The following is a 23,529-nucleotide window of genomic DNA, read 5'->3' on the forward strand; positions in this document are numbered from 1 at the left end:
TTATAAGTTCAAATTTATTTTTCCTGACTTTATTATATTTATTTTTGCCTATAGTTTTATAAGCTTTATATGTATTGTCAACGTCTTCATTCCATCAAAAGTACTCATAAACAATACATATTGCACTATGAAATGCAAGATGAGCTTTTAACGATTTATTTTCCTTTTTCTCGAGCCAAAATAAATATAGTAATCAAAATTAAAATAAAGCCTACATAATCAGATGGCAAGAAATGATTCCCCAAAAGCGCCCAACCTAAAATAGCTGCTGAAATCGGCTCAATCGAGGACAGCACTGTACCCTGAACGGCACCAATGCGGCGAACGCCTTCTAAATAGGCATTAAAGCTTACTACTGTACCTAAAATAACAATGGCAAAATACGCCAAATACGTATACATGTCCCAAGTTCCAGGAATCGACGTAGGCCACCATAAAAACCAAGCTACAATACCGCCACCCAACATAGCCCAACCTAAAATAGGCAAGGTTCCATAGGTGCGTAACAAAGATACCGGCTGCATACTATAAATGGCTACAGCCACCGCCGACAACAAGCCCCAGAATAATACGACTTCATCAATAGCAGAAAAATTCCAAGTTCCTTGCAATGCAATAATAAATGTACCTACCGTAGCTAGCACAACGCTGAGCATTTCTCCTTTAGAGGGCAACTTTCGATAGCGTATAAACATGTACACTACAATCATTGCCGGTGCTAAATATTGTAGTACAGTGGCAATACCAGCCCCAGCATAAAATATAGACCTAAAATAAGAGTATTGACATAGAGCTACTCCGAAGATCCCGAATATCATCATCTTAACAATATCTCTCGGCTGGGAGAATACAGCTAAAGATTGTTTTTTATATTTTAAATAGGCCCATAGAATAGTGATAATCCCTGCAATGATAAGTCGCGACACCAGTAGCCACTCCGGCGTTACGCCTCGGGCTTGCTGTATAAATTGGGCACTGGTCCCCGAGAGGCCCCAAAGTGCACCACCTAACAACGTCAATGCGATACCCACCAATTTATAGGAATCCATGAAAAACAACCTTTCTACTATGTAATCTCTTACCTCTAGTCAAAATACAAAAACATCTATAGAAAAACGACCGGCTAAACACCGGTCGTTCGTTAGCTATTCTATTTTAACAAATCTACGCACACCTTTACAACCACTTTACGGATTGGTTGCGGTATGTCGTCTACAGCGATTAGAGGCCGATGTAAGTCATCGGGGAAAAATATGGCATAATTACCTGAATTCGAGGTGATAATACCGGCATCAGCTAATGATGGGTCATAAAAGTATAGATCTCGTTCACTATATTCTTCTGTAGGTGGTATCTCATTCACCTTAGGTAAAAATCCAATTTTCTCAGTGCCTCGCACCATAAACTGTATATCAATATACCGTTTATGCGACTCAGGCTTTGTGTCTACGAACTGGCGGGTCATCACATCATCTACATTGGCGTATATAGCATCGCCCTCAATCTCATGCCGCCCAGCCGATAGTTTTGTTAAATCTGTATTTTTTAGCCAATCCAAGGCCTTCACTAATACAGGTGCATATGCGTGAGTATCATACGGCACATTAATATGTCCAAAAATCATGTAAAACTCCTAAACAACAGTGTCACTACACTTGCTTAAGCAAGCGAGTATTTAAAAAGTACCAAAGTAAGTGTTTGTTTCTATTTATATTGTACTCTTTTTCCAGTTTTTAGTCTACATATAAAACACATTTGTCCCTTACAAGCGAATCTACATAAGATTATTCTTCAGTATCATCTACATAAGCGGCAATAATGGCTTCAGCAGTCTTATGAGGCACTTCTTCATAAGTACTAAATTCCATATTAAATACCCCTTGACCTTGAGTCATAGAGCGAAGAACTGTTACATAATCAAGCATTTCTTCAAATGGCACCTGCGCTTTAATCACAGTCACGCCAGCACGCTCTGCCTGCTCCATACCTAAAACGCGACCACGGCGACTTGTTAAATCACCCATAATATCGCCTGTAAATGCATCTGGAACGAAAATATTAACATCATATACTGGCTCTAAAAGAACTGGTTTTGCATCAGGCACACCTTTTTTAAGTGCCTGTGCAGCCGCTACTTTAAACGCCAATTCAGAAGAGTCTACAGAGTGATACGAACCATCTAACAAGGTCACTTTCACGCCAATCATAGGATAGCCAGCAATGAGGCCATGCTCTAGTGTTTCACGCACACCTTTTTCAACAGCTGGAATATATTGACGAGGTACAGCACCACCAAAGATTTCGTCTACAAATTCAAAATCGCCTTCATATAGTGGCTCAACCTTAATTTTTACATGACCATATTGACCATGACCACCACTTTGTTTCTTATGCTTACCTTCAACTTCCACAGTGCCACGTACAGTTTCACGGTATGGAATGTATAATTTTTCTAACTTAGCTTTGGCGCCATATTTGCGTTCCATCTTAGTTAAAATATGTTCTAAATGAACTTCGCCCATACAACGCACTTGCATCTGACGACCTTCTACGTCTTTAGTCACAATGCAAGTAGGGTCTTCCTCTGCAATTCGAGCTAGTGCAGAGGCTAATTTTTCTTCTTCACCCTTCTTCTCTGCAATCATAGCCACTGTATGAAGTGGTTGAGGGAAGCGAATTGGATCATAAGTCACTTTAAATGCTGCCGTACTAAATGTATCGCCCGTCTTAGCATTAGGTAATTTTGGAATTACCACAATATCCCCAGCCCCTGCTTCAGACACTGGCACTTGTTGCTTACCAATGAGCGTATACATTTTACCCCATTTTTCTTCTACATCTTGAGAAGAATTGTACAGCTTGTCGCCTTCTTTAAGTTCTCCCGAGAAAATACGGATAAAGCTTTGCTTACCAGCAAATGGGTCCAACACAGTTTTAAATACAAAACCAGTAAATGGCTTATCTACATGAACAATCTTTTGTTCACCATTGTCTGCATCCTTCGCTGTCATAACGCGTTTCGCCGCATCAGGCATGTAGCGAATCATGCGGTCTAACACTTGGTCCATGCCAATATTATTAATCGCACTACCGCACATAACCGCACATACACGACCAGTTAACATACCTTCGCGCAAACCTTGACGAATCTCTTCTAAGGACAATTCATGACCATCTAGATATTTTTCTAGTAATTCATCATTACCTTCTGCTGCAGCCTCTACAGTGAGCTCGCGAATTTCCTCTACTTTAGCAGATAATTCTTCTGGCACTGGCACTTCTGTCATCTTGCCATTTTCATATACATAGGCTGTGCGCTTCGCCACGTCTACTACGCCTTTAAAATCAGGACCTTCACCGATTGGAATCTGTAATGGCATAATGGCCTTGCCAAATAGTTCATGCATTTTTTCTAAGGTGCCAAAGAAGTCAGCCCCTTCTACGTCCATCTTATTGATAAAGGCCATGCGCGGCATTTGAAGCTCTACACCATAGTCCCAAGCGCGAATCGTATCAATTTCCACGCCTGAGGTTGCAGATAATACCATCAACATACCATCGGCAGCACGCAAGGCAGCACGTACTTCCCCGTGGAACTCTGAATAGCCTGGTGTATCAATAAAATTAACTTTATGCCCTTTCCATTCACAAGGTGCAATCCCTAGCTGAATTGTTACATTACGTTTAATTTCTTCAGGCTCAAAGTCCATAATATGTTTATTGTCTTGGCCTTTTCCGACCGCATCAACGGCACCACAAGCGAGTAATAACGCTTCTACCAGCGCTGTCTTCCCCGCTCCGTCATGGGAAACAATAGCCACATTACGAATCAAATCACTAGCATACTCTTTCATTATGAACCGCCTCCTTTAAAGCGTAAAACGCAATTTACTCTATGTATTCGCTATAGGTATTCAAAATTCCTTTATATTTTTTCATAGAATGTATGCAAATCTTGCAAGGCATGAAAATACACAAATATGCTTTCATTTCCACCTTCTTTTCAGCTTGCCTCATCATACACTAAATAATATGGCGTGTACCCTTTATAGGGAAATCCGTACTCATTTTCAACATCCCTCACCATACATCAAATAATATTTCCATAAATTATATATTTTTTTCAAAATTATGATTAAAATACTGATAAATATATTGCCAAAAAGATATATATACTCTATCATTAGACATTATATACTTATACCTGTAGCAGCGTTATACACTTAGGATAGTAGTGCTATATGTATAAAAAGCAATTATTTTTTATTTATGTGTAGGTTGTGCATTAATTTTAATGCACAAAGGGGAGACAACGCTTATGAGTGAACACAACACTGAAACCAATCAGTCCTCAAAGCATATGAAGCGCGGACTTAAAAATCGTCATATGCAGATGATTGCCCTCGGTGCCTCTGTCGGCACGGGCTTATTCTATGGATCAGCACCAACAATTAAATTAGTAGGCCCTGGTATTATCGCCTCTTATTTATTAGCTGGTCTCTTTATTTTCTTTGTAATGCGCATGCTCGGTGAAATGGCAGTACGTGAACCTGTATCAGGGTCATTCAGTCACTTTGCCAATAAATACTGGAACGGCTTTATGGGCTATCTAGCAGGCTGGAATTATTGGACCTTATTTATGCTCGCCGGCATGGCAGAACTAGCAGCTATTGCTGTGTATCTAGGCTATTGGTTCCCTGACATACCACATTGGCTAACTACTTTAGTCTGCTTAGTTATTATTACAGCCATTAATCTGGTCAATGTAAAAGCCTATGGAGAAGTGGAGTTCTGGGCCTCCTTCATTAAAATTGGGGCCATCGTGAGCATGATTCTCTTCGGTTTTTATATCTTATTTACCACTATGGGATCCTTCCCTCACAACTTCCATAATCTCTGGGATAATGGCGGTTTCTTCCCTAATGGCTCTTGGGGCTTCCTCTGCTCCTTAGCCGTGGTTATGTTCTCTTTCGGTGGCGTCGATTTAATCGGCATCACTGCAGGCGAAGCAGAAGATCCAGAAAAAAGCTTACCAACAGCGATTAATGAATTATTACTTCGTATCTTAATTTTCTACATCGGCACAATGGTGGTTCTCATGTCCCTTGCGCCATGGGATAAAGTAGGTCTTGAAGCCAGTCCATTCGTTCAAATCTTCGAAGAAATTGGTATTCCTGCTGCATCTAACATTTTAAACTTAGTCGTGCTCGTAGCAGCCCTTTCTGTATTTAACAGTATTTTATACAGTAATTCCCGCATGCTCTTTGGCTTAGCTCAAGCAGGTAATGCACCTAAAATCTTCCAAAATCTGTCCAGCCATGGTGTGCCTCTTATTGCCACACTTTTCTCTGCCGGCTTAGCATTAATCATCGTATTGACTACTTATCTCTACCCTCAAGCTGGGGAGGTATTCATGCACTTACTAGCCCTCGTAGTAGCAGGTCTTGTAATTAGTTGGTTTATCATCATTGGCACACATTTAAAATTCCGTTCCCTATTCATCAAAGAAAATCGTCTAGACGAACTGAAATTTAAATCGCCATTTTATCCTATCATCAACTACCTCTGTATTTTATTCCTAGCCGTAGTCGTAGTAGTTATGTATCAAATGGATAGCTTTAGACCTTCAGTTATTGCCATTCCAATCTGGATTGCTTTCTTATATGCAACCTATAAATTAAAAGGGAAAAAATAAGATAGTACTTGGCAATAAAAATAAGAAAATAAAAAACAAAAAACGAGCGTGGAAATCTCAAATGATATCCACGCTCGTTTTATTTTACTTAGGAAACACTTTGTCTCTCAGCAAAGCTCCACTCTATATTAGTTCTCTCCTCTAAAGGGTTCTCAAGCCCAAATAAGCTACATATTATGCGCTCATTTAAGAATGTTTGCGCTTTAAACGCACAAGCTTATTTATAGTAGTCTGACTGTCTCCTAGTCAATAATGGCTAATTGGCTCCCCAGCCCCTTTAAAGTATCTCACGCTTCAAAAGTTTATTAGCTGTTGTCTATTATAATTAATTTTTATTTCTGTGACTAATATATAAGAAAAAAGGTTTGTTATAGTTTAAAACTATAACAAACCCAATCTTTATATACTTTTATTATGGCTATATAAGGCGTACCAATTTTCCCTGCTTACCAACAATAGCCTATATAAGCCGATTACAGAGAGTATCTTATTTTTGAATTCTAATAGCTAACCATTTAGATTTGATCACTAGTATTACGCTTTAATGCATCAATATATAATTGACAATACTTGCCTGGCGCTACTTTATTGTGAAGAATATAGCCAATCTCCATATGGTCTTCCACATCTAAAGGAATGGCTAAAATATTAGGACCATTTAACTTTTCACTGATTACACCACTACATAAAGTATAACCATTTAAACCAATTAATAAGTTAAACAACGTCGCCCGGTCACACACTACAATATCCTTAGGTCGATCAATGGTGCTCAATACTTCTTCTGAAAAATAGAAGGAATTATGCGAACCCTGTTCATAAGATAAACGTGGGTACGGATCTAAATCTTCTAATTTCACCACATCCTGCTTCGCCAAAGGACTAGAGGAACTGACAAATACATGGGGCTTCGCTAGAAATAAACGATGGAAAGTCAAATCATAATGCTTAAATTCTTTGCGCAGAATCGTTTCATTGTATTCATTTAAATATAAAATACCAATTTCACTGCGCAACTTAGCTACGTCTTCAATAATTTCATATGTCTGAGTCTCGCGAATACGAAAATCGTATTCATTGCCCCCATAAGACTTCAATACATCTACGAACGCTTCTACAGCAAAGGAATAATGCTGTGTAGATACACAGAACTGATGCTTTACCGATGGTTGTCCAAAATATTTTTCCTCTATTAAGGTAGTCTGTTCCATAACTTGGCGCGCATAGCCTAAAAACTCTTCACCATCAGCAGATAATACTACCCCTTTATTAGTGCGCGAAAAAATAGTAATGCCTAATTCCTGTTCTAATTCTTTTATGGCCGCAGTCAAACTAGGTTGCGCAATAAAAAGCTCTTTAGCGGCTTTATTCATGGACCCACAGTTCGCCACTGCCACTACATATTTCAACTGTAATAAAGTCATATAATCTCCCTACTATAACATAAACTGTTATCTCTTTTCTCAAAATATTTTACTATATCAAGTGAGCCTTTAAGTAAGTCTTTTTTGCTATACCGTCTAGTCTATCATTACATTACCTAATAATTACCTAGTAATTACCAAAGTATCCTCATAGTTATAACATCATCTCTACAAACTCTACTTGCCATAATACATTCAAATTGCAATACGCTTATGATATCACAAGCGTATACAAAAAGACTGTAACTACTTCATTATACCACAGTAGTTACAGTCTATATGCTTTATATTATATTTTTTAACCCTTACGAATTTCAGCCATCTTAGGAATGATGTTGAACACAATTTGATACCCAATATATCCCATTACAATGGCGATAGTACCGCCAATAATAGGGCCTTCACCAGCTGCATAAATTGCATATACAGAGTAAAGTAAGGCGAAGAAGCTCAAGCCAGCAATACTGCGGCGAATGAACAAGGACGCATTTTCCTCTTTAAGCAAAGTATTAACTGAAATGCAGCAAAGAATATAAGGGAATACATTCGTTACAACTGCTAAATTTACAAGATTCTCAAACTGATGGCTTAAGTTTTCGTTTGTAGTCATCAAAGCAAGTGCTGTTTGCACTAATAACAAGATAATTAAGCCACGCACTGGTGCATCTGCTTTGTTTACACGAGAGAATACTTTAGGGAAAAAGCCTTCTTCTGCAGCACTTTTAAATACACGAGATAAAGTGAACTGCCAGCAAAGAATGGCGCCACAGCAAGCAATAATCATAGAAGCCATTACTAGATGCCCTACAGTTTCATTAAACATATGAGCAAATACAAGGCCAAATGGCGCTGTGGAGTGTAATAAATCTAAATTAGGCACGATGCCTGCCATAATATTAGTAGACAATACATAAATCACCGCTACTGCAAGAGTGCCAAAAAACGTTGCAATTGGTACATTTTTCTTTGGATTTTCAACAGCATCCATATTCGCTGCTGCCGATTCAAATCCTAAAAAGGCCCATAGAGTCAGTGTAATCGATTCACTTACTGCACTGAAGAAAGGCATTTGATTAGGATTCCAAACAGTTTTATATAATTCTGGATCAAACCAGAACCAACCGAAAGTACTAACAAATAATACAGGGATAATAGAGCCCCATACAGTAATATTACTAATTTTGCCAGTTCGTGCATTGCCCCCAAAGTTTAATAAGGCTGCGAGCCACAATAAAGCAATGGTTGCTAAACTGAGTTGCACTGGGCTTAAAGACCAGTTAAATAAAACCGCTGTGTACCCTACTGCGGAAATCGCAATAGCTACATTAGCAATTACAAGTGAGATGGCATAAGAGTAGTTTGCCATAAAATGTCCGGTTCTGCCAAAAGCATATTCAGAATATCCGCCCATTCCACCTGAGCGTGTAGTAAACATGCCACATTGAGCAAAAATGTGAGCTAAAATCAACGCCCCTACAGCCGTAATTAGCCATGACAAAACGGAAATAGTTCCTACTTCTGCAAGTTTAGTAGGTAACATAATAATCCCAGCGCCTAACATATTGGCTGCTACGAGTGTAGTTAGCTGGAATACAGACATTTTTTTAGCGGTGCTTTTCATGTATCATTCCTCCCTCATATCAATACGTAGTGTTTGTGTAACCAACCACATTGCTACTTATACTTGACCGCTGTCAATACCAGTCCGTGCGGGATGTGCGTGGATGTAGTATTCGACATAAACTATTTAGTTGTTAAATGCAGAACGCTCTGCATCAATAGAACTTAGAATTTACTTAGATAGTAAAGCATTTCTCTACTTCTTTTTTCGCATTCATCATAACATGTTGTACCCCATATTCAAAGCCTTTTTTATCATCAGAATATATCATCAAATTTACAAAAAAATTAAAATAATTCCATATTTCATTAGTCAAAAACTATAAACAAAGTTATAACGGCGCTCTTCAAACTTTAACTCATTAAAGAGTAAAAATTTCCATGCTTTTTTATTACACGATTTGAATAAATTCGAACGAACTCTTATGAAGTCATGTATTATATATATGAACACAGGTGAAGACAAGGAGTTTTCCCGAATAGTTCTATAGAATCATTAACAAATATATAAATTTATATGAAGTCTTAAAGAAGGTATCAACAAAATCTATAAGTTTGTCGCCTATATTTCAGCTTAAAATTTGCTCTCCTCTATTTTATGTGCCCTCAAGCTACAGCTTCCCCCAGGTATCTATAAAACTATTCATCAATCCTTCTACAAAACGATTTTTATACTATCCCCCTTATGCCTAAATAAAAAATACCTACTAAAGAAGCAGTGTATCTCAACTAGAACAATCTAACAAAATACACACGCCTCTTTAATAGGCATCCTAGTATATTAATTTATTGATGCGCTTCACACTGCGCTACAATTTCATCTTCATTGGCCTGCATAGCAGCTAATGTTTTATTCAACAACTCATCTAGCTCCCAGCCTAATAATTCTGCGCCAGATCGAATGACATCACGGGAACAACCAGCTGCAAATTTTTTGTCTTTAAACTTCTTCTTAAGACTTTTGAGCTCCATATCCTTCGTAGACTTAGATGGTCTCATTAATGCAGCCGCACCGATTAAACCTGTTAACTCATCGGAGGCATAAAGCACTTTTTCCATCAATTCTTTTGGTTCCCAGTCAATGCATAGACCGTAGCCATGACAGCAAATAGAGTAGATCATATCCTCTCCAGCGCCAGCTTCTTTAAGTAATTCTTGAGCCTTCACACAATGCTCTTCAGGATACATTTCAAAATCTAAATCGTGAAGAAGACCGACAGTGCCCCAATATTCGCTTTCAGCTTCAAAGCCTAATTCCTTAGCAAACCATTTCATCACGGCTTCTACAGTGAAGGCATGTTGCAAATGAAAAGGCTCCTTATTATATTCCTTTAATAATGCTACCGCTTGTTCACGGCTCAATTTCGACTCATGCATACTAATCCCTCCTACATCTCAAAATGACTTATTGCACTCATTGTAGCACATATGCTTTGAAATGCAATATATAGCGAATCACGCATTCTCGAACATGCACCGCCTCTGCTCGCCTACGGAATAGCCTGATAATGTGCTCAAAGTATACCGAGATTATCCCCAACGCAAACTAACACGGCCGGTCTACCTCACTACATTTTAAAAAGCTTACTACGCTTTATAAGGAGTCAACAGCAAATGCAATAGTATGCCAGGTTTCAATTTGTTTCTCTTCCTCAGCAATTATAGTCTTAGCTACTTGCTGTTGACGAGCTACACATTCAGGCGCTGTGCCACTGTAGTTTTTACGCCCCTTTATGCACGCTTCAATAGTAATGGCCTCTAATATATCATCTTCAAACACCGGGGAGATTTTCTTAAAATCCTCCACTGTTAAATCTAGCAATACACACCGATTTTGAATGCAATGCTGCACGGCAGCACCTACGATAGCATGAGCTTCTCTAAAAGGAACGCCCTTTTTAGCCAAATAATCCGCCATATCCGTTGCATTAGAAAAATCACTAGCTAATACAGCATGCATGCGCGCCCCTTTTACCGTCATTTTACGAAGCATGGCCGCTGTAATGGATAAAGCAAAATGAAGCGTATCAATCGTATCAAAAATACCTTCTTTATCTTCCTGCATATCCTTATTATAGGTTAAAGGCAAACCCTTCATAGTAGTTAACAGCCCCTGTAAATGACCATAAATACGCCCTGTTTTCCCTCTCACCAATTCGCATACATCAGGATTCTTTTTCTGCGGCATAATGCTAGAGCCTGTACAATGGGCATCATCAAGTTCAATAAAACCGAATTCAGTACTAGACCACAAGATAAGCTCTTCGCTCATACGGCTCAAATGCATCATCACTGTGGCGCCAAAATGTAAAAACTCTAAAATATAATCGCGATCACTCACGGCATCCATGCTATTCTCGTAAATTTTACTAAATCCTAATAACTCTTGCGTATAACTTTGATCAATAGGATACGTGGTCCCTGCCAAAGCCCCGGCCCCTAAAGGCATAACATCAGCATGCTTAAAAATAAGGCCTAAATGGTCAAAATCACGTTGAAACATGGAACAATAGGCCATCATATGATGACCAAAGAGAACTGGCTGCGCTCGTTGCAAATGTGTATAACCAGGCATAATTATATCTTTATATTTTTCGGCTACTTCCACCAAAGCTTTTTGAATATCTACTAAAAGCTCGCCCATGTGCACTACAGATTTACGCACATACATGTGAAGGTCCACAGCGCACTGGTCGTTGCGACTGCGCCCTGTATGAAGACGTCCACCGGCCTCGCCAATGGCATCCGTCAAGCGCTTTTCAACATTCATATGAATATCTTCTAAGCCAATAGAAAATTCAAACTCACCAGCTTCAATCTGTTGTTTAATGGTCGTCAATCCTTCTACAATAGCATTGCAATCATCATCCGAAATAATGCCTTGCTTCGCTAGCATCTTTGCATGAGCCTTACTGCCTGCAATATCTTCCGGATACATACGGGCGTCAAAAGCGATAGAAGACGTGAAGTCTTCTACCGCTTTGTCAGTCCCCTTTGTAAAACGGCCACCCCAAAGTTTAGCCATTTATTTACCTACCTTTTCTTTCATCAATGCATTAATCTTAAGTGGCAAACCAAATAAGTTAATGAAACCTTCTGCATCTTTTTGATTATATACTTCATCTTCTTCAAAGGTTACGAATTCTTGATTATATAAGGAATATGGCGAGGTAGCACCAGCGCTCATAATATTACCTTTATATAATTTTAAGTTTACTGTACCAGTCACAGTTTTTTGTGTTTCATCTACAAATGCCTGAAGTGCTGCCATCAAAGGAGAGAACCACATACCATCGTACACGAGCTCTGCATATTTATTAGCAACCATTTCTTTGTAATGATAGGTAGCCCGGTCTAAGCAAAGGTATTCTAGTTCACGATGAGCGTACATAATAATGGCTCCACCAGGATTTTCGTAAATACCACGAGACTTCATACCTACCAAGCGGTTCTCCACAATATCTACAATGCCTACACCATTAGCTGCACCTAATTCATTGAGCTTTTCTAAAAGAGCCAATGGAGTTCCTGCTTCACCATTTACCTTTACAGGTACACCATTTTCAAAATCAATGCTCACTTCAGCGACCGCATCAGGCGCCTGTTCTGGAGACTTACTTACTAAATATACATCATCTTTAGGCGCATTAGCAGGATCTTCTAAATCCCCGCCTTCGTGAGATAAATGCCATACATTTTGGTCCATGCTATATGGATGGGTTTTAGTAGCCACCACTGGAATATCATGTTTAGCTGCATATTCCATGCAGTCTTCACGAGACTTAAGCTCCCATTCACGCCATGGAGCAATAATCTTCGTATTTGGCGCTAGCGCTTTAATTGTCAATTCAAAGCGAACTTGGTCATTCCCCTTACCAGTCGCACCATGAGCAATGGCGTCAGCCCCTTCAGCTTTCGCTACTTCAACCAATTTTTTCGCAATCAATGGGCGAGCAAAGGACGTACCTAATAAATATTTACCTTCATATACAGCGCCTGCTTTTACAGTTGGCCAAATATATTCAGCAACAAATTCTTCTTTTACATCTAAAATGTACGCCTTGGAAGCGCCAGATTTAATGGCTTTCTTTTCTACCGCTTCATAATCTTCAGGCTGCCCTAAATTACAACATACAGCAATAACCTCACAACCATAGTTTTCTTTTAACCAAGGAATAATAACCGATGTATCTAAACCACCAGAATATGCTAATACAACTTTTTTTAATTCACTCATGTGTCTGCACCTCTTTAATCTCATCATTTGCACTCCCCTATATATGGCTCGTGCCTTGCGTTTTAAATTTATGAACATATTATACACATCTATGAATATTAATGCAAGCTTTTTTGTAAATTTATACTGAACTTTTTATCAAAATTTACCGAAACATAAAAAGCCTATCCAATTAATACATAACCCAAAATATATTAGCATTAATTGGATAGGTTTAAAATTAATTATTTTATTTGCCCTAATAGCAAATCATTCATTAAATGAGTTATTTGTTCTCCTCGCCTTGTAATTTCTTCTGCACTCCATAAATTTATTGCCTGAGAATCTTTTATATATAAATACTTATTAATATTATCAATTAATGATTTATGAGAACCACTAGCTACGGACGTCTGAACTTCTTTAACTAATGTTGAAGTAATATTAAATTCTGACTCTTCATAATATGATTTTTTATCATTAAAAGTCTTATTACCGGCTGATGAGTTTGCATTTTTTAGTAATAGAGTTAAATTCCCAATACGATTTAAAAAATTAATTCGATTCTCTTCTGAATCATACCCGTATATTTCATAATCAGATTCATATGGCATAATATGTTCTAATTCAGTATTATTCTTTCCAGGTAGCATCATAGACCTATTATTACAAAAATATAATTCAATAAATTTTAAAAGCTGTACTGCTTTTGAGGAATTACGTTTATCTCTACTAGCTAAGTCTTTTGTAGGTAATAAATGATTCATATCCTTAACATATACTTTTAGTTTATTTCCTACTTCTTGTTCAAGAATTCGAATTTTATCTTCATCAGTATTAGCTTCTATTATTTTTTTAATTATTCCAGGTAACTCTTTTTCAATATTATTTGTCTGCGTAAATGAAAATATTACTGCTGCTGCATATTTGGCACAAATACTAGCCGCTTTCATTTTAATTTTATCATCATACTTATAAAAGTTCATTAAAATAGGATGTAATTGGGTTACCTTAAGCAACTTAAAGATACCAAATAATGCTTTATCATCTTCTAAGAACTCATTTTGTAAGGGATCTTTTTCAATACTTACATAAATCTGACTCATTATTTCTAAATCTTTAGCCAAAGATAGTATAAAGTTAATACGCTCCCCTACTACTATATAATTTGAACATGCCTTTTTAAAATAATCCAATAAATTATTCTTTTTAATATTTTCTCCATACTTGGCTAAAACAAAATGCTTCATAAAGGTTGATGTAGAAATCTTTTTCTTGCTCGCCTTTAAGTTTTTCAAAAATTTATTCCACATGCAAATAAATTCATCTACCTTACTCGCACTTACATTATTGGATAATTCTTTTAAAAAATGATTTTTTAACAAATCCATTGGTTCCAAAGTCTGTCCTCTATCATTTAACACTTCAAATAATTGAAATGCTCGGTCTATAGATGGAGCTGTTGTTACAATCAGTTTTACCCTATTAGTTAAATATTCTTTAAAGTTTATTAATAACTCCGGATCATCATTGCCTAATTTATCAAGATTATCTTCTATAGCATTATATACTTCTATAATATTGTTTGAACTTTGATTGTCCTCTTCTCTATAACGCCCTTCTTTTATAATATTTTGGTAAGTTGTCTTAAATTCAAGGCTATCATTATGTAATATTTTTACACTCTCAAAGTTAAAATCTCTATCAAGAATCGAATAATAATTAACCAAAGGTAGCGCATGTTTTTCCCATCTAACTTCACCAGTCTCAGCTCTAAAGCTAAAGAACTTATGATATAAAGCGCAAAAGAGTAAAGTTAAAGTAGTAAGCCTCTGTTGCCCATCAATGACTTCAAATTGTGTTATATCCGTTTCATTTTGAATAAGAACAATATTTCCCAGCAAATAGCCAGGTAAATTATTCAACTCTTTTCTAGAACACATAAACCCATTAGTGTCTTCATAAAAGTCATTAAAAAGTATATTTACTTCATCTGCCCCCCAAACAAAGCTTCGTTGAAAGTCTGGAATAATAAATGTATTCTCATTATCTAAAATGTCATTTAAAGTCTTTAATTCTGATGTTATTTCTGCCATAATATATTTTCTCCCCAAATAAAATTATATATATTTATTAGATCATATATTATTATTTTAAACAAGATCTATCCCCTATATAATAAATGCAAAATATTAAAAGGAACTCCTCTAATTCTTTACCTATATTATTTTCTTACTTAATGATATGATAGAGCCATGAGAAAAATATTTTCTTGGTTTATAAAGCTTTTGATTCTCTTTGTTATTCTGGGGGCTGGCCTATATTGCTTTGCCGGCTACACACCAGAAACAACGACATCGGAGCGTGGACCACAAACAACTAAAGAGCAACAACTGGAGTCTTCAGAAGACCAGTTGACACGTACAGATCGTATATATCGACTTTTCCATTTTGAAGACGCTGTAGAAACAGCTATGGATCAACGTGTGCCACAAAGCCAGCGTGTAAAAGGAGACGCTATTAGTAAAGACTTAAAAACAGCTTTAGTGGCTACGGAGGATAAGCGATTTTACGAACATGGCGCCATTGATGCTTTTGGCATTGCCCGCGCCTTTTACACCAATTTGACAGCTGGTGAAACCTTAGAAGGAGGTAGCACCATTACTCAGCAATTGGTAAAAAATCTATTTCTATCCTCCAAACGCATCATGTCGCGTAAAGTGGAAGAAGTGATTCTAGCCTATTTAATGGAATATTATTATACAAAGGATGAAATCTTAGCTATGTATTTAAATACTATCTACTATGGCAATGATTATTATGGCATCAAACAAGCTAGCGAAGGCTACTTTAATACAGCCCCAAGCGATTTAACTTTGGGACAATCTGCCCTCCTAGCGGGTATGCCGCAAGCACCGTCCTATTATAATCCATTTGCTAATTACAAAGCGGCCAAAGCCCGCCAACGAACGGTCTTAAACCTCATGGCCCAGCAGGGCATCTTAACATCGGCAGAAGCTGATAAAGCGTACTATAGTGACCTTCATCTATCAAAACCTTTGACCGATAAAGATATTGAAGAAAAAGAACGCCAAGATATAGATTCATAATCTCCACATATAGATTCATAAACTCCACGAGCTATGAACTCTATTAGTTTATTAAACCTTCAATAGCCAACTATATACGCATAAATTCCACGAATTATGGAATCTATTAGTTTAATAAGCGATTCACTAATAAACTAAGTCCGTTTTTATTCAGCAAACAAACATGTACTCATACAAAAAAGCAGTAACTGCAAGACTTTATAAGTCTCCGGTTACTGCTTTTTATTTAGCATATATTTATATAGTCATATAACCATATGCCTATATTTTATATATAATCATAATCTTACATTTTTATATAGGCATTAGTGTTTACATATACCTTTATTAGCTTGTAGCATTTTTACTTGCATACTTTTATTTACACGCTTTTATTGGCACACTTTTATTTGCACACTGGTATATTTATCTTTTCGCAGATTTGCCGCTTCTTATCGTATGCATATAGCCCTGAATGAGAGATATGTGCCTTTTTAAACAGTTCTAACACTTCGACTAAACTAGGGCTTAAAGTGCCGTCAGTTTCCGATTCACCACTACAAGTCAATAAAATACAAAGTCCACAAGTATTTTGCAACGCCAACGGCGTAGGAATCAATGAATGCGCAATTGATTTCTCTAACAATAAGGACTCTGCTTTTGTGGCAAAGTAATAATCAGTAAACAAAATTAAAGTATTTAAAGTATTCATTAAAATATACTCTTTTCACATACTCTATTACAAGGTAACCATTGGCTCTGTCATCATTGCATCTGTAATGGCATATAGATTCGTAATACTACCAACTGCTACCTGTTCCTTCAAACCATAAAAGTCTAAGCAAATACCGCAAGCTGCTATTTCAACGCCTGCTTCCGCCAATGCTTTTAAATGTTCTACATGCGGAGAATCCTGCGCCACCATTTTTACGCCGCTATTAATAAAAAAGATTTTACTTGGCTTAACATCAGCTTCTGCTACACAATACCAAAAGGTTTTCATCAATGTTTGACCTAACTCTTCACTACCTTCGCCTAAATAATTCTTTGTTACTAGCAAGGTCTTTCCCTGCCATTGTAAAGTAGCTGGTAAACCAGAAGAGTCCTTCGTATTCGGCCCTATAATAAGTCGCCCTTTGTCGCCATCCACCGGACCTGATACAGCACTGGTAGCCGGATCATCAATTAGACCTGTGTCAGCACCAGACAAACGCATAGTCACATCTTTCCGTATTAGATTACCAGGCTCAATAGCAATACTTTCCCTTGGCAATACTCCTTGCAAGTGAATAGCTGCTGCCGCTGAGCCAAAGGGAGATGTCACATCATTATCTGACTGAGCGCTCTTTAAAGTAATATAGAAATCGTGATTTTCAGCTAATACTTCTACCTCTCGTTGACGAGAATGGCCAAATTTTACTACATTGTCGCGACTCACTTCATTGTCTACAATCGTCGTAATTTGTGCCTCAGGATGTGCATCTAGAGCCACTTTAGTTTCAATTACAGGGATAGGACACAAACTACCTCGCACATCAACGAGCACAGTACCATCACCTAATAATTGGAATACATGATTTTTATCAGCCTTGTTATTCGACATATACAAAGGCATCTCCTTTCTCTCTTACAGTCCCAATAATAGCAGCCGCTTCAACACCAGCCTCATGAAGAGCCGTCAAACAAGCTTCACCTTCTACGTCTGGCAATGCCAAAAGCAAACCGCCTGAAGTTTGTGGGTCAAAGCAAATATCTGCCCACACTTCATCTAATTCAGGACTTATTACAATATTGGTTAACGCTTTCTTATTTCCATAAGTAGCCGCTGGTACAAGCCCCATAGAAGCGGCTTCTTTCACTTGGCTGAACAAAGGCAATCTATCAACCCTTATATGAAGGCTACAATGACTCCCTACAGCCATCTCTAAGCCATGCCCTAGAAGACTAAATCCAGTCACATCTGTACAACTATGAATCGTAAAATGACTAGCCATCTGTGCAGCCCTTTTATTTGAAGTGCACATACTCTGGATTGCTTCTTCAACACCCTCTTGAAAAAGTCCACCCTTTAAAGCTGTAGTCATAATCCCCGTGCCCAAAGGCTTCGTTAAAATTAATATATCTCCAGGCTGAGCGCCCTGATTACGCCAGATTGAGTCCAATTTTACAGTCCCTGTCACAGCTAAACCAAAAATTGGGGCTTCATTTTCAATACTATGGCCACCGACTACAGCTACGCCGGCCTCAGCTAAGGCTTCATTGGCGCCCTCTAAAACTAGTTTTAAAGCACCAGCCTCCACTAATGGCACTGGAAAGGCCACTAAGTTCATGGCTGTTCGAGGTGTACCACCCATAGCATATACATCACTGATACTATTAATAGCAGCAATTTTACCAAATAAATACGGATCATCCACAACAGGCATAAAAAAATCAGTCGTTTGCACTAACCCAAGGGTGTCGGTAATTTTATATATACCTGCATCGTCTGACCCCTTCATATCCACTACAACCTGTTCATTAGTAGGAAATTGAACGCCTTTGAGAGCTTGTTCAAGTAAATGTGGCCCTAATTTACAAGCACAACCGCCTTTACTTGCATATTGAGTTAATCGTATTTCTCCATTGTTGCTCATGCTTAAACCTCGCAAACCCATTTCCAGCTATCTATTTACTCTTTATTCGCAGTAGTATCCATATTTTCAGGCAAACGAGATACGAGTTTTTTTACAGCTTTTTCAAACTTTGGTCGTGCAATCATAACCTGATGACCACAACCATTACAAACAATACTAAAATCAACGCCAATACGACGTACTTCCCACTCATCACTTCCACAAGGATGAGCTTTTTTCATTTTTACAACATCCCCTACATAATATCTTACAAATGCCATACAGCGCTCCTCTCTACAATGATTATGTACTAATAAATTCTTAATTCATTATACCATTTATAAACTATTACTATCTGTATTTTAATATATTATCTTTTAAACTACTATGTATGCACTATAAATACTCTGAACCTACCACATGTAGTACTAAATAGGATTCATTCAATTAATTCTCATTATGCTTTACTTGCTAATGACTTCCATTCTCATTTAAACTCAGATGCCCTCGCACTCCACCGCTCGCCCCAAAAAGTCCAAGAATCACCGAAAATAGGGCATTGATAAGAATTATCAAATAGAATTTTTTTGAACTTTTTTTATTTTCACCCTTGATTTTCTCATTTTCATGTCTTATAATGTAATCAACAATGATTATTCATTAGTTTGAATTGTTGTTACTTACATAAGTTTAGTTTAAGCTATTTTAAAAGTTTATATCTACAATTTGAATGAAAGTTCATCAAATTGCAAATGCCCTGGTGGGCCAAAGAAAAGGAGTGCGATTTCAATGTCAGAATTAAAAGGATCAAAAACAGAACAAAATTTACAAGCTGCATTTGCTGGCGAATCTCAAGCTAACCGCAAATATACTTATTATGCAGCAGCTGCTCGTAAAGCTGGTTTGAACAAAATTGCTGATTACTTCGAAGAAACAGCAATCAACGAAAGCGCTCATGCTAAAGTTTGGTTCAAATTATTACATGGTGGCGATGTAAATGCCGACGTAGTTGTCAACCTTAAAGATGCTGCAGCAGGCGAAAACTACGAACACACTGAAATGTATCCAGAATTTGCTAAAGTAGCAAAAGAAGAAGGCTTCACAAAAATTGCTTACTTATTCGAACAAGTTGGTAAAATCGAAGCTCGTCATGAAGAACGTTATTTAGATCTTGTAAACTTCGTAACTGAAGGTCGCGTATTCAAACGCGAACAACCAGTAGCTTGGATCTGTGCAAACTGTGGTTATATTCATGTAGGTACTGAAGCTCCACAACTTTGCCCAGTATGTGCTCATCCACAAGCATTCTTCTCCCAATTCCAAGAAACTAACTTATAATTTAACAGCCTAAGTAAGGCGAGACCAAGTGCGTCTCATATTCTAGCAAGTGCATATTTTATCTCATCCAAGTGGATATATAAGATTACAAGTGTAACTACACCGCATCAAGAGATGCTCAATTCAACTGTAATTTAATATGTAATAACTAGAAAATCCAAATCAAACTAAAAGTTTAGTCCCTGAATAATCAAAACAAGTGTTAGTTTAAAAAATTGCATAGTGCAATGGTACTTTCGCCAAGTGGCGTTTCACAATAGAAACCAGGTGGTTTCAAGAAAAGAAGTACAAAAAAGCCCAGTAGATTCGTCTACTGGGCTTTTTCAGTATAATACATGCCTTTAATTACTAATCTAAACATAAAACGGTCCACAGCTTACTAGCTGCGGACCGTCCACTTATAATATAAATATCAATAATCCCATCCTACCATAGAAAATAGAGCATCTTTAATTTGCTCTTCTTCTGACATTGGTTCAATTGGGAAAAAAGCATTCGTTTTACCTTGAATATCTTTTAAGCTCCCCCTATAAATTAAGTTGCCATGCACATCATAATAATGAAAATATTGATACATAAGTACATTAGACTTAAATGAAGCGGCCTCAGTACTTACAGAATAGGTAATCGTATCAGGCTTCACCTCTCTGCTATTAATCCCCAACCACTGTGAACCCACAGGAGTATATTTTCTCATTATATGCGCTTTTACTATGCGATCTTGAGCTACACCACTCGATGTAATACTTCTACGATCAACATAAGTTGTATAGTTCTGATTGGAATATACTTCAATCCAGCGTTCACCCTTTTTCGAAACACTAGAGCCTGCATCATAGCTTCTTGAAGATGTAGAAGAAGTTCCTAGTTTATCTAATGTCTTACTAAGCCAACTAGCATCTACAGAATTATATGACACCAATAAAAAAGCCGGAATTAAAAATACAACCAATAAACGCAATAATCGTTTCATATTTTGCCACACTCCTTTAAGTAAAACCCCATTTTCACTTCATATTCATATTACATTACTTTCAGTATAATAAATTTTTATAAACTTCTCAATAAAATTTTTAATACACTTAAAATATATCTTAATCTGTTAGAAGCTGTCCTTCTGCACAAGTCCACCAGGCTTGTCCCACTGCTTTTGCTTCTTCCTTATCATGAGTCACCCAAAGGCAAGGAATGTCCCATTCCCGGATAATCTCAACTAAATTTTCACGCACCTGTTCTCTTAAATCCCAATCAAGGGAGGATAAGGGTTCATCTAAGAGGAGTATGACTGGCTTAGCATATAAAGCTCGCCCCAAAGCTACACGCTGCTGTTCACCACCAGATAAGGCACCCGCTTTACTTTCTACATGCTGACTTAATTGTAAACGGGAAAGAATTCGCTCTAATAGTTCTTCATCGCCACGTTTACTATAAGTTATATTCTGATATACAGTCATATGCGGAAATATTATATTCCCTTGTGGCATATAACCAACAAAGCGCTTTTGAGGACTTATACATACTCCTTGCGAACTATCAAACCAAGTACTGTCACCAAATTTAATGCACCCTGATGCAGGCTTAAGCAAACCAGCTAAACTTTTAATAATCGTTGATTTACCACTACCAGAGGCACCTGTAAGGGCTGTAATGCCTCTAGATAATTGCCCCTGACCTCTAACTATTATATTGGATCTCTCCACAGTTATATCAAACTCTAACATGTATTTACTCCTCTGCACTTTATATTTAAATCGCAGTTCATTTTTGTCCCAATTAAATTGCCACTAAATTTATAATTTTAGGGCTTAGTACTATTAAATAAATTGCCTTTTGTAATAAAATGAACAAACCACAAAAGACCTAATGTTAATGCACAAATATATCCAACTAGCTCAAAAGCTCCACCATAATCACCAAATTCAACCAAAGAGTAAATAGCTAATGGCATCGTACGAGTTAATCCTGGAATATTTCCAGCAATTAGTATGGTAGCACCAAATTCACCAAGCGCACGGCAAAAAGCCAATATGGCCCCTGTTACAATACCTTTCCAAGCCAAAGGAATCGAAATAGTAAAAAATATCCGAATTTCAGACGCCCCTAAAGTGCGGGCCACATCTTCAATAGTAGAATCTACCGAGCCCAAGGCAGCACGTACAGTCTGATAAAATAAGGGGAACCCGATAATAGACGATGCAAAAACAGCCCCGGCCTTTGTAAAAACAACGCTTAACCCATGAGCTTCTAACCAAGCACCTAGGGCATTACCTGGTGAAAATATAAGTAATAAGACAAAACCTATTACAACTGGAGGCAAAACTAATGGCAAAGTTACTAAAGAATCGATTAAGGCTTTACCTCGAAAGGAGTAACGCTTTAACATATAACAGAGCCATAATCCGACACCTACAATGCCGATTAAAGCAATACTTGCTACCTCAAGAGATAGCCATAAGGGACTCATGTATAAAAAACCTCCTACTCCAATTAGTTTCTGCATAAGACTTACGTAAAATATTATAAACTTACGCATACAATGCTCAATGAATAAGACAGTAAGCAAAATTTTGCCCATTCTATAAGACAAAATATGCCTTATTTTTATAAATTAATTAATTTCCACCCTCAGGTCTTGTAAAACCATATGTTTGTAGTACTTGTTGGGCTTGCTCACTAGTTAAATACTTATAAAACTCCTGTGCCAATGTATTGTCATATTTAGTGACAATACCAATGGGATACAAAATAGCTGTATGACTATCTGCTGGCGCAGTATCAACGATTTGCACTTTATTCTTTAAATCTAACGCATCTGTCTTATACACGAAACCTGCATCAGCTGATCCTTCTGCCACATAAGCAGCTACGGCTTTAACATCTTTAGCATACACCACATGTGATTCTACTTGCTCCCAAAAATTTAAACTCTTTAACGTTTCCTGCGCGTATTTTCCCGCTGGCACGGTTTCAATTGTGCCTAAGGCAAGGCGATTTACACTAGGCAATTGGTCAATTTCAATCGCTGCCTTACCTTTCTGTGTAATAAGCATTAAAGAGTTAGCCGTTAATGGCTTAACTTGAGATACCAAACTCTTATCTTGCAACATTTTCATATTCTTTTCGTCTGCTGACACGAAAATACTAGCTGGTGCTCCACTTTCAATTTGTTGACGCAAAGTACCTGAACCACCAAAATTAATAGCAATTTGATCCTCTTTTAAATTATGAGACTTAATAAAATTAGCCTTTAGCTCTGTCATAGCTGCTTGCAAACTAGCCGCCGCTGATACAGTAATCTTTTGATTTTGCAAGCCTGTTTCTTCTCCATTAGAATTAGCCGTTCTTCCACAACCAATTAATAACATAGCACTCAAGGCTATAGTAAGTGCTAATATATAGGAAGTCTTCCATTTCATAATATTGTTCATCTCCTCAATATTATTACATGCAATCTTAACATGTCATCTTTTTATAAATTTATTTCTAAACTTACTTATAATCTTATTTCTAAATTAATTTCTTATTTTATATG

General features: G+C 37.3%; 19 protein-coding genes and 2 pseudogenes. 3 read left to right on the plus strand and 18 right to left on the minus strand.

All coding sequences use genetic code 11. The annotated features are described in order from the left end of the window. Window positions 1-155: 155 nt before the first annotated feature. The 3 genes from QZR90_RS00790 to fusA all read right to left on the minus strand — a co-directional run bounded on the left by QZR90_RS00790 (window position 156) and on the right by fusA (window position 3,854). Complete coding sequence (locus QZR90_RS00790) at window positions 156-1,049, minus strand: DMT family transporter (RefSeq protein WP_295787707.1); 894 nt, start codon at window positions 1,047-1,049, stop codon at window positions 156-158. Between the two features lie 101 nt (window positions 1,050-1,150). After that, window positions 1,151-1,624 (minus strand): YhcH/YjgK/YiaL family protein, encoded by a 474-nt coding sequence (locus QZR90_RS00795; protein ID WP_295787709.1) that lies wholly within the window; start codon window positions 1,622-1,624, stop codon window positions 1,151-1,153. A gap of 160 nt (window positions 1,625-1,784) precedes the next feature. Further along, window positions 1,785-3,854: an elongation factor G gene (gene fusA / locus QZR90_RS00800; protein WP_295787711.1), complete on the minus strand. Its 2,070-nt coding sequence runs from the start codon at window positions 3,852-3,854 to the stop codon at window positions 1,785-1,787. Window positions 3,855-4,318: 464 nt separating this feature from the next. Between fusA and QZR90_RS00805 the strand changes: the two genes are divergently transcribed. After that, on the plus strand, window positions 4,319-5,695 hold the full coding sequence (locus QZR90_RS00805; protein WP_295787713.1) for an amino acid permease: 1,377 nt from the start codon (window positions 4,319-4,321) through the stop codon (window positions 5,693-5,695). 515 nt (window positions 5,696-6,210) lie between these two features. Here QZR90_RS00805 and QZR90_RS00810 read toward each other — a convergent pair. The 6 genes from QZR90_RS00810 to QZR90_RS00835 all read right to left on the minus strand — a co-directional run bounded on the left by QZR90_RS00810 (window position 6,211) and on the right by QZR90_RS00835 (window position 15,051). Further along, window positions 6,211-7,119, minus strand: a complete 909-nt coding sequence (locus QZR90_RS00810) for a LysR family transcriptional regulator (RefSeq protein ID WP_295787715.1) — start codon at window positions 7,117-7,119, stop codon at window positions 6,211-6,213. A gap of 298 nt (window positions 7,120-7,417) precedes the next feature. Further along, on the minus strand, window positions 7,418-8,740 hold the full coding sequence (potE, locus tag QZR90_RS00815; RefSeq protein ID WP_295787717.1) for a putrescine-ornithine antiporter: 1,323 nt from the start codon (window positions 8,738-8,740) through the stop codon (window positions 7,418-7,420). 785 nt (window positions 8,741-9,525) lie between these two features. Next, the gene (locus QZR90_RS00820; RefSeq protein WP_295787718.1) at window positions 9,526-10,116 is read right to left on the minus strand and encodes a hydrolase; all 591 of its coding nucleotides are present in this window, start codon (window positions 10,114-10,116) and stop codon (window positions 9,526-9,528) included. Window positions 10,117-10,333: 217 nt separating this feature from the next. Then, complete coding sequence (gene argH / locus QZR90_RS00825) at window positions 10,334-11,764, minus strand: argininosuccinate lyase (protein ID WP_295787720.1); 1,431 nt, start codon at window positions 11,762-11,764, stop codon at window positions 10,334-10,336. Beyond that, window positions 11,765-12,976 carry an argininosuccinate synthase gene (locus QZR90_RS00830; RefSeq protein ID WP_295787721.1) on the minus strand — a complete coding sequence of 404 codons (1,212 nt, stop codon included), beginning with the start codon at window positions 12,974-12,976 and terminating at the stop codon, window positions 11,765-11,767. 224 nt (window positions 12,977-13,200) lie between these two features. Next, complete coding sequence (locus QZR90_RS00835; RefSeq protein WP_295787723.1) at window positions 13,201-15,051, minus strand: DUF262 domain-containing HNH endonuclease family protein; 1,851 nt, start codon at window positions 15,049-15,051, stop codon at window positions 13,201-13,203. A gap of 159 nt (window positions 15,052-15,210) precedes the next feature. On the opposite strand from QZR90_RS00835, the gene QZR90_RS00840 reads away from it, so the two are divergent. Beyond that, window positions 15,211-16,065, plus strand: a complete 855-nt coding sequence (locus QZR90_RS00840; protein ID WP_295787725.1) for a transglycosylase domain-containing protein — start codon at window positions 15,211-15,213, stop codon at window positions 16,063-16,065. Window positions 16,066-16,450: 385 nt separating this feature from the next. Here QZR90_RS00840 and QZR90_RS00845 read toward each other — a convergent pair whose 3' ends face one another. The 5 genes and pseudogenes from QZR90_RS00845 to QZR90_RS00860 form a co-directional block, all read right to left on the minus strand. Further along, entirely contained in the window at window positions 16,451-16,756 is a 306-nt protein-coding gene (locus QZR90_RS00845; protein ID WP_295787728.1) for a putative Se/S carrier-like protein, read from the minus strand. A 27-nt stretch (window positions 16,757-16,783) separates the two neighbouring features. Continuing rightward, window positions 16,784-17,110: pseudogene (gene yedF / locus QZR90_RS09380) on the minus strand (sulfurtransferase-like selenium metabolism protein YedF); the annotation flags it as partial. Between the two features lie 282 nt (window positions 17,111-17,392). Then, window positions 17,393-17,647: pseudogene (locus tag QZR90_RS09385) on the minus strand (sulfurtransferase TusA family protein); the annotation flags it as partial. Beyond that, window positions 17,637-18,680: a selenide, water dikinase SelD gene (gene selD, locus QZR90_RS00855; RefSeq protein WP_295787732.1), complete on the minus strand. Its 1,044-nt coding sequence runs from the start codon at window positions 18,678-18,680 to the stop codon at window positions 17,637-17,639. The gene selD and the pseudogene QZR90_RS09385, both read right to left, overlap by 11 nt. A 35-nt stretch (window positions 18,681-18,715) precedes the next feature. Continuing rightward, window positions 18,716-18,940: a DUF951 domain-containing protein gene (locus QZR90_RS00860; protein ID WP_295787734.1), complete on the minus strand. Its 225-nt coding sequence runs from the start codon at window positions 18,938-18,940 to the stop codon at window positions 18,716-18,718. Window positions 18,941-19,448: 508 nt separating this feature from the next. Between QZR90_RS00860 and rbr the strand changes: the two genes are divergently transcribed. Further along, the gene (rbr, locus tag QZR90_RS00865; protein WP_295787737.1) at window positions 19,449-19,997 is read left to right on the plus strand and encodes a rubrerythrin; all 549 of its coding nucleotides are present in this window, start codon (window positions 19,449-19,451) and stop codon (window positions 19,995-19,997) included. Window positions 19,998-20,409: 412 nt separating this feature from the next. Here the strand turns inward: rbr and QZR90_RS00870 are convergent, their stop codons facing one another. The 4 genes from QZR90_RS00870 to modA form a co-directional block, all read right to left on the minus strand. Further along, the gene (locus QZR90_RS00870; RefSeq protein WP_295787738.1) at window positions 20,410-20,970 is read right to left on the minus strand and encodes a hypothetical protein; all 561 of its coding nucleotides are present in this window, start codon (window positions 20,968-20,970) and stop codon (window positions 20,410-20,412) included. Between the two features lie 121 nt (window positions 20,971-21,091). Further along, entirely contained in the window at window positions 21,092-21,718 is a 627-nt protein-coding gene (locus tag QZR90_RS00875) for an ATP-binding cassette domain-containing protein (RefSeq protein ID WP_295787740.1), read from the minus strand. 77 nt (window positions 21,719-21,795) lie between these two features. After that, window positions 21,796-22,461 (minus strand): molybdate ABC transporter permease subunit, encoded by a 666-nt coding sequence (gene modB / locus QZR90_RS00880; RefSeq protein WP_295787742.1) that lies wholly within the window; start codon window positions 22,459-22,461, stop codon window positions 21,796-21,798. Between the two features lie 148 nt (window positions 22,462-22,609). Continuing rightward, complete coding sequence (gene modA, locus QZR90_RS00885; protein ID WP_295787744.1) at window positions 22,610-23,413, minus strand: molybdate ABC transporter substrate-binding protein; 804 nt, start codon at window positions 23,411-23,413, stop codon at window positions 22,610-22,612. Window positions 23,414-23,529: the final 116 nt, after the last annotated feature.

Source organism: uncultured Veillonella sp., assembly GCF_900545795.1.
Classification (GTDB): Bacteria; Bacillota; Negativicutes; order Veillonellales; family Veillonellaceae; genus Veillonella_A.

Excerpts from the sequence above, each read along its gene's own strand:
- QZR90_RS00860 (WP_295787734.1), bottom strand. The coding sequence starts at position 18,940 with ATGGCATTTGTAAGATATTATGTAGGGGATGTTGTAAAAATGAAAAAA.
- modA (WP_295787744.1), bottom strand. The coding sequence starts at position 23,413 with ATGAAATGGAAGACTTCCTATATATTAGCACTTACTATAGCCTTGAGT.
- selD (WP_295787732.1), bottom strand. The coding sequence starts at position 18,680 with ATGAGCAACAATGGAGAAATACGATTAACTCAATATGCAAGTAAAGGC.
- QZR90_RS00845 (WP_295787728.1), bottom strand. The coding sequence starts at position 16,756 with ATGAATACTTTAAATACTTTAATTTTGTTTACTGATTATTACTTTGCC.
- argH (WP_295787720.1), bottom strand. The coding sequence starts at position 11,764 with ATGGCTAAACTTTGGGGTGGCCGTTTTACAAAGGGGACTGACAAAGCG.
- QZR90_RS00830 (WP_295787721.1), bottom strand. The coding sequence starts at position 12,976 with ATGAGTGAATTAAAAAAAGTTGTATTAGCATATTCTGGTGGTTTAGAT.
- QZR90_RS00875 (WP_295787740.1), bottom strand. The coding sequence starts at position 21,718 with ATGTTAGAGTTTGATATAACTGTGGAGAGATCCAATATAATAGTTAGA.
- modB (WP_295787742.1), bottom strand. The coding sequence starts at position 22,461 with ATGAGTCCCTTATGGCTATCTCTTGAGGTAGCAAGTATTGCTTTAATC.
- potE (WP_295787717.1), bottom strand. The coding sequence starts at position 8,740 with ATGAAAAGCACCGCTAAAAAAATGTCTGTATTCCAGCTAACTACACTC.
- QZR90_RS00870 (WP_295787738.1), bottom strand. The coding sequence starts at position 20,970 with ATGAAACGATTATTGCGTTTATTGGTTGTATTTTTAATTCCGGCTTTT.
- QZR90_RS00840 (WP_295787725.1), top strand. The coding sequence starts at position 15,211 with ATGAGAAAAATATTTTCTTGGTTTATAAAGCTTTTGATTCTCTTTGTT.
- QZR90_RS00805 (WP_295787713.1), top strand. The coding sequence starts at position 4,319 with ATGAGTGAACACAACACTGAAACCAATCAGTCCTCAAAGCATATGAAG.
- QZR90_RS00790 (WP_295787707.1), bottom strand. The coding sequence starts at position 1,049 with ATGGATTCCTATAAATTGGTGGGTATCGCATTGACGTTGTTAGGTGGT.
- QZR90_RS00810 (WP_295787715.1), bottom strand. The coding sequence starts at position 7,119 with ATGACTTTATTACAGTTGAAATATGTAGTGGCAGTGGCGAACTGTGGG.
- fusA (WP_295787711.1), bottom strand. The coding sequence starts at position 3,854 with ATGAAAGAGTATGCTAGTGATTTGATTCGTAATGTGGCTATTGTTTCC.
- QZR90_RS00795 (WP_295787709.1), bottom strand. The coding sequence starts at position 1,624 with ATGATTTTTGGACATATTAATGTGCCGTATGATACTCACGCATATGCA.
- QZR90_RS00835 (WP_295787723.1), bottom strand. The coding sequence starts at position 15,051 with ATGGCAGAAATAACATCAGAATTAAAGACTTTAAATGACATTTTAGAT.
- QZR90_RS00820 (WP_295787718.1), bottom strand. The coding sequence starts at position 10,116 with ATGCATGAGTCGAAATTGAGCCGTGAACAAGCGGTAGCATTATTAAAG.
- rbr (WP_295787737.1), top strand. The coding sequence starts at position 19,449 with ATGTCAGAATTAAAAGGATCAAAAACAGAACAAAATTTACAAGCTGCA.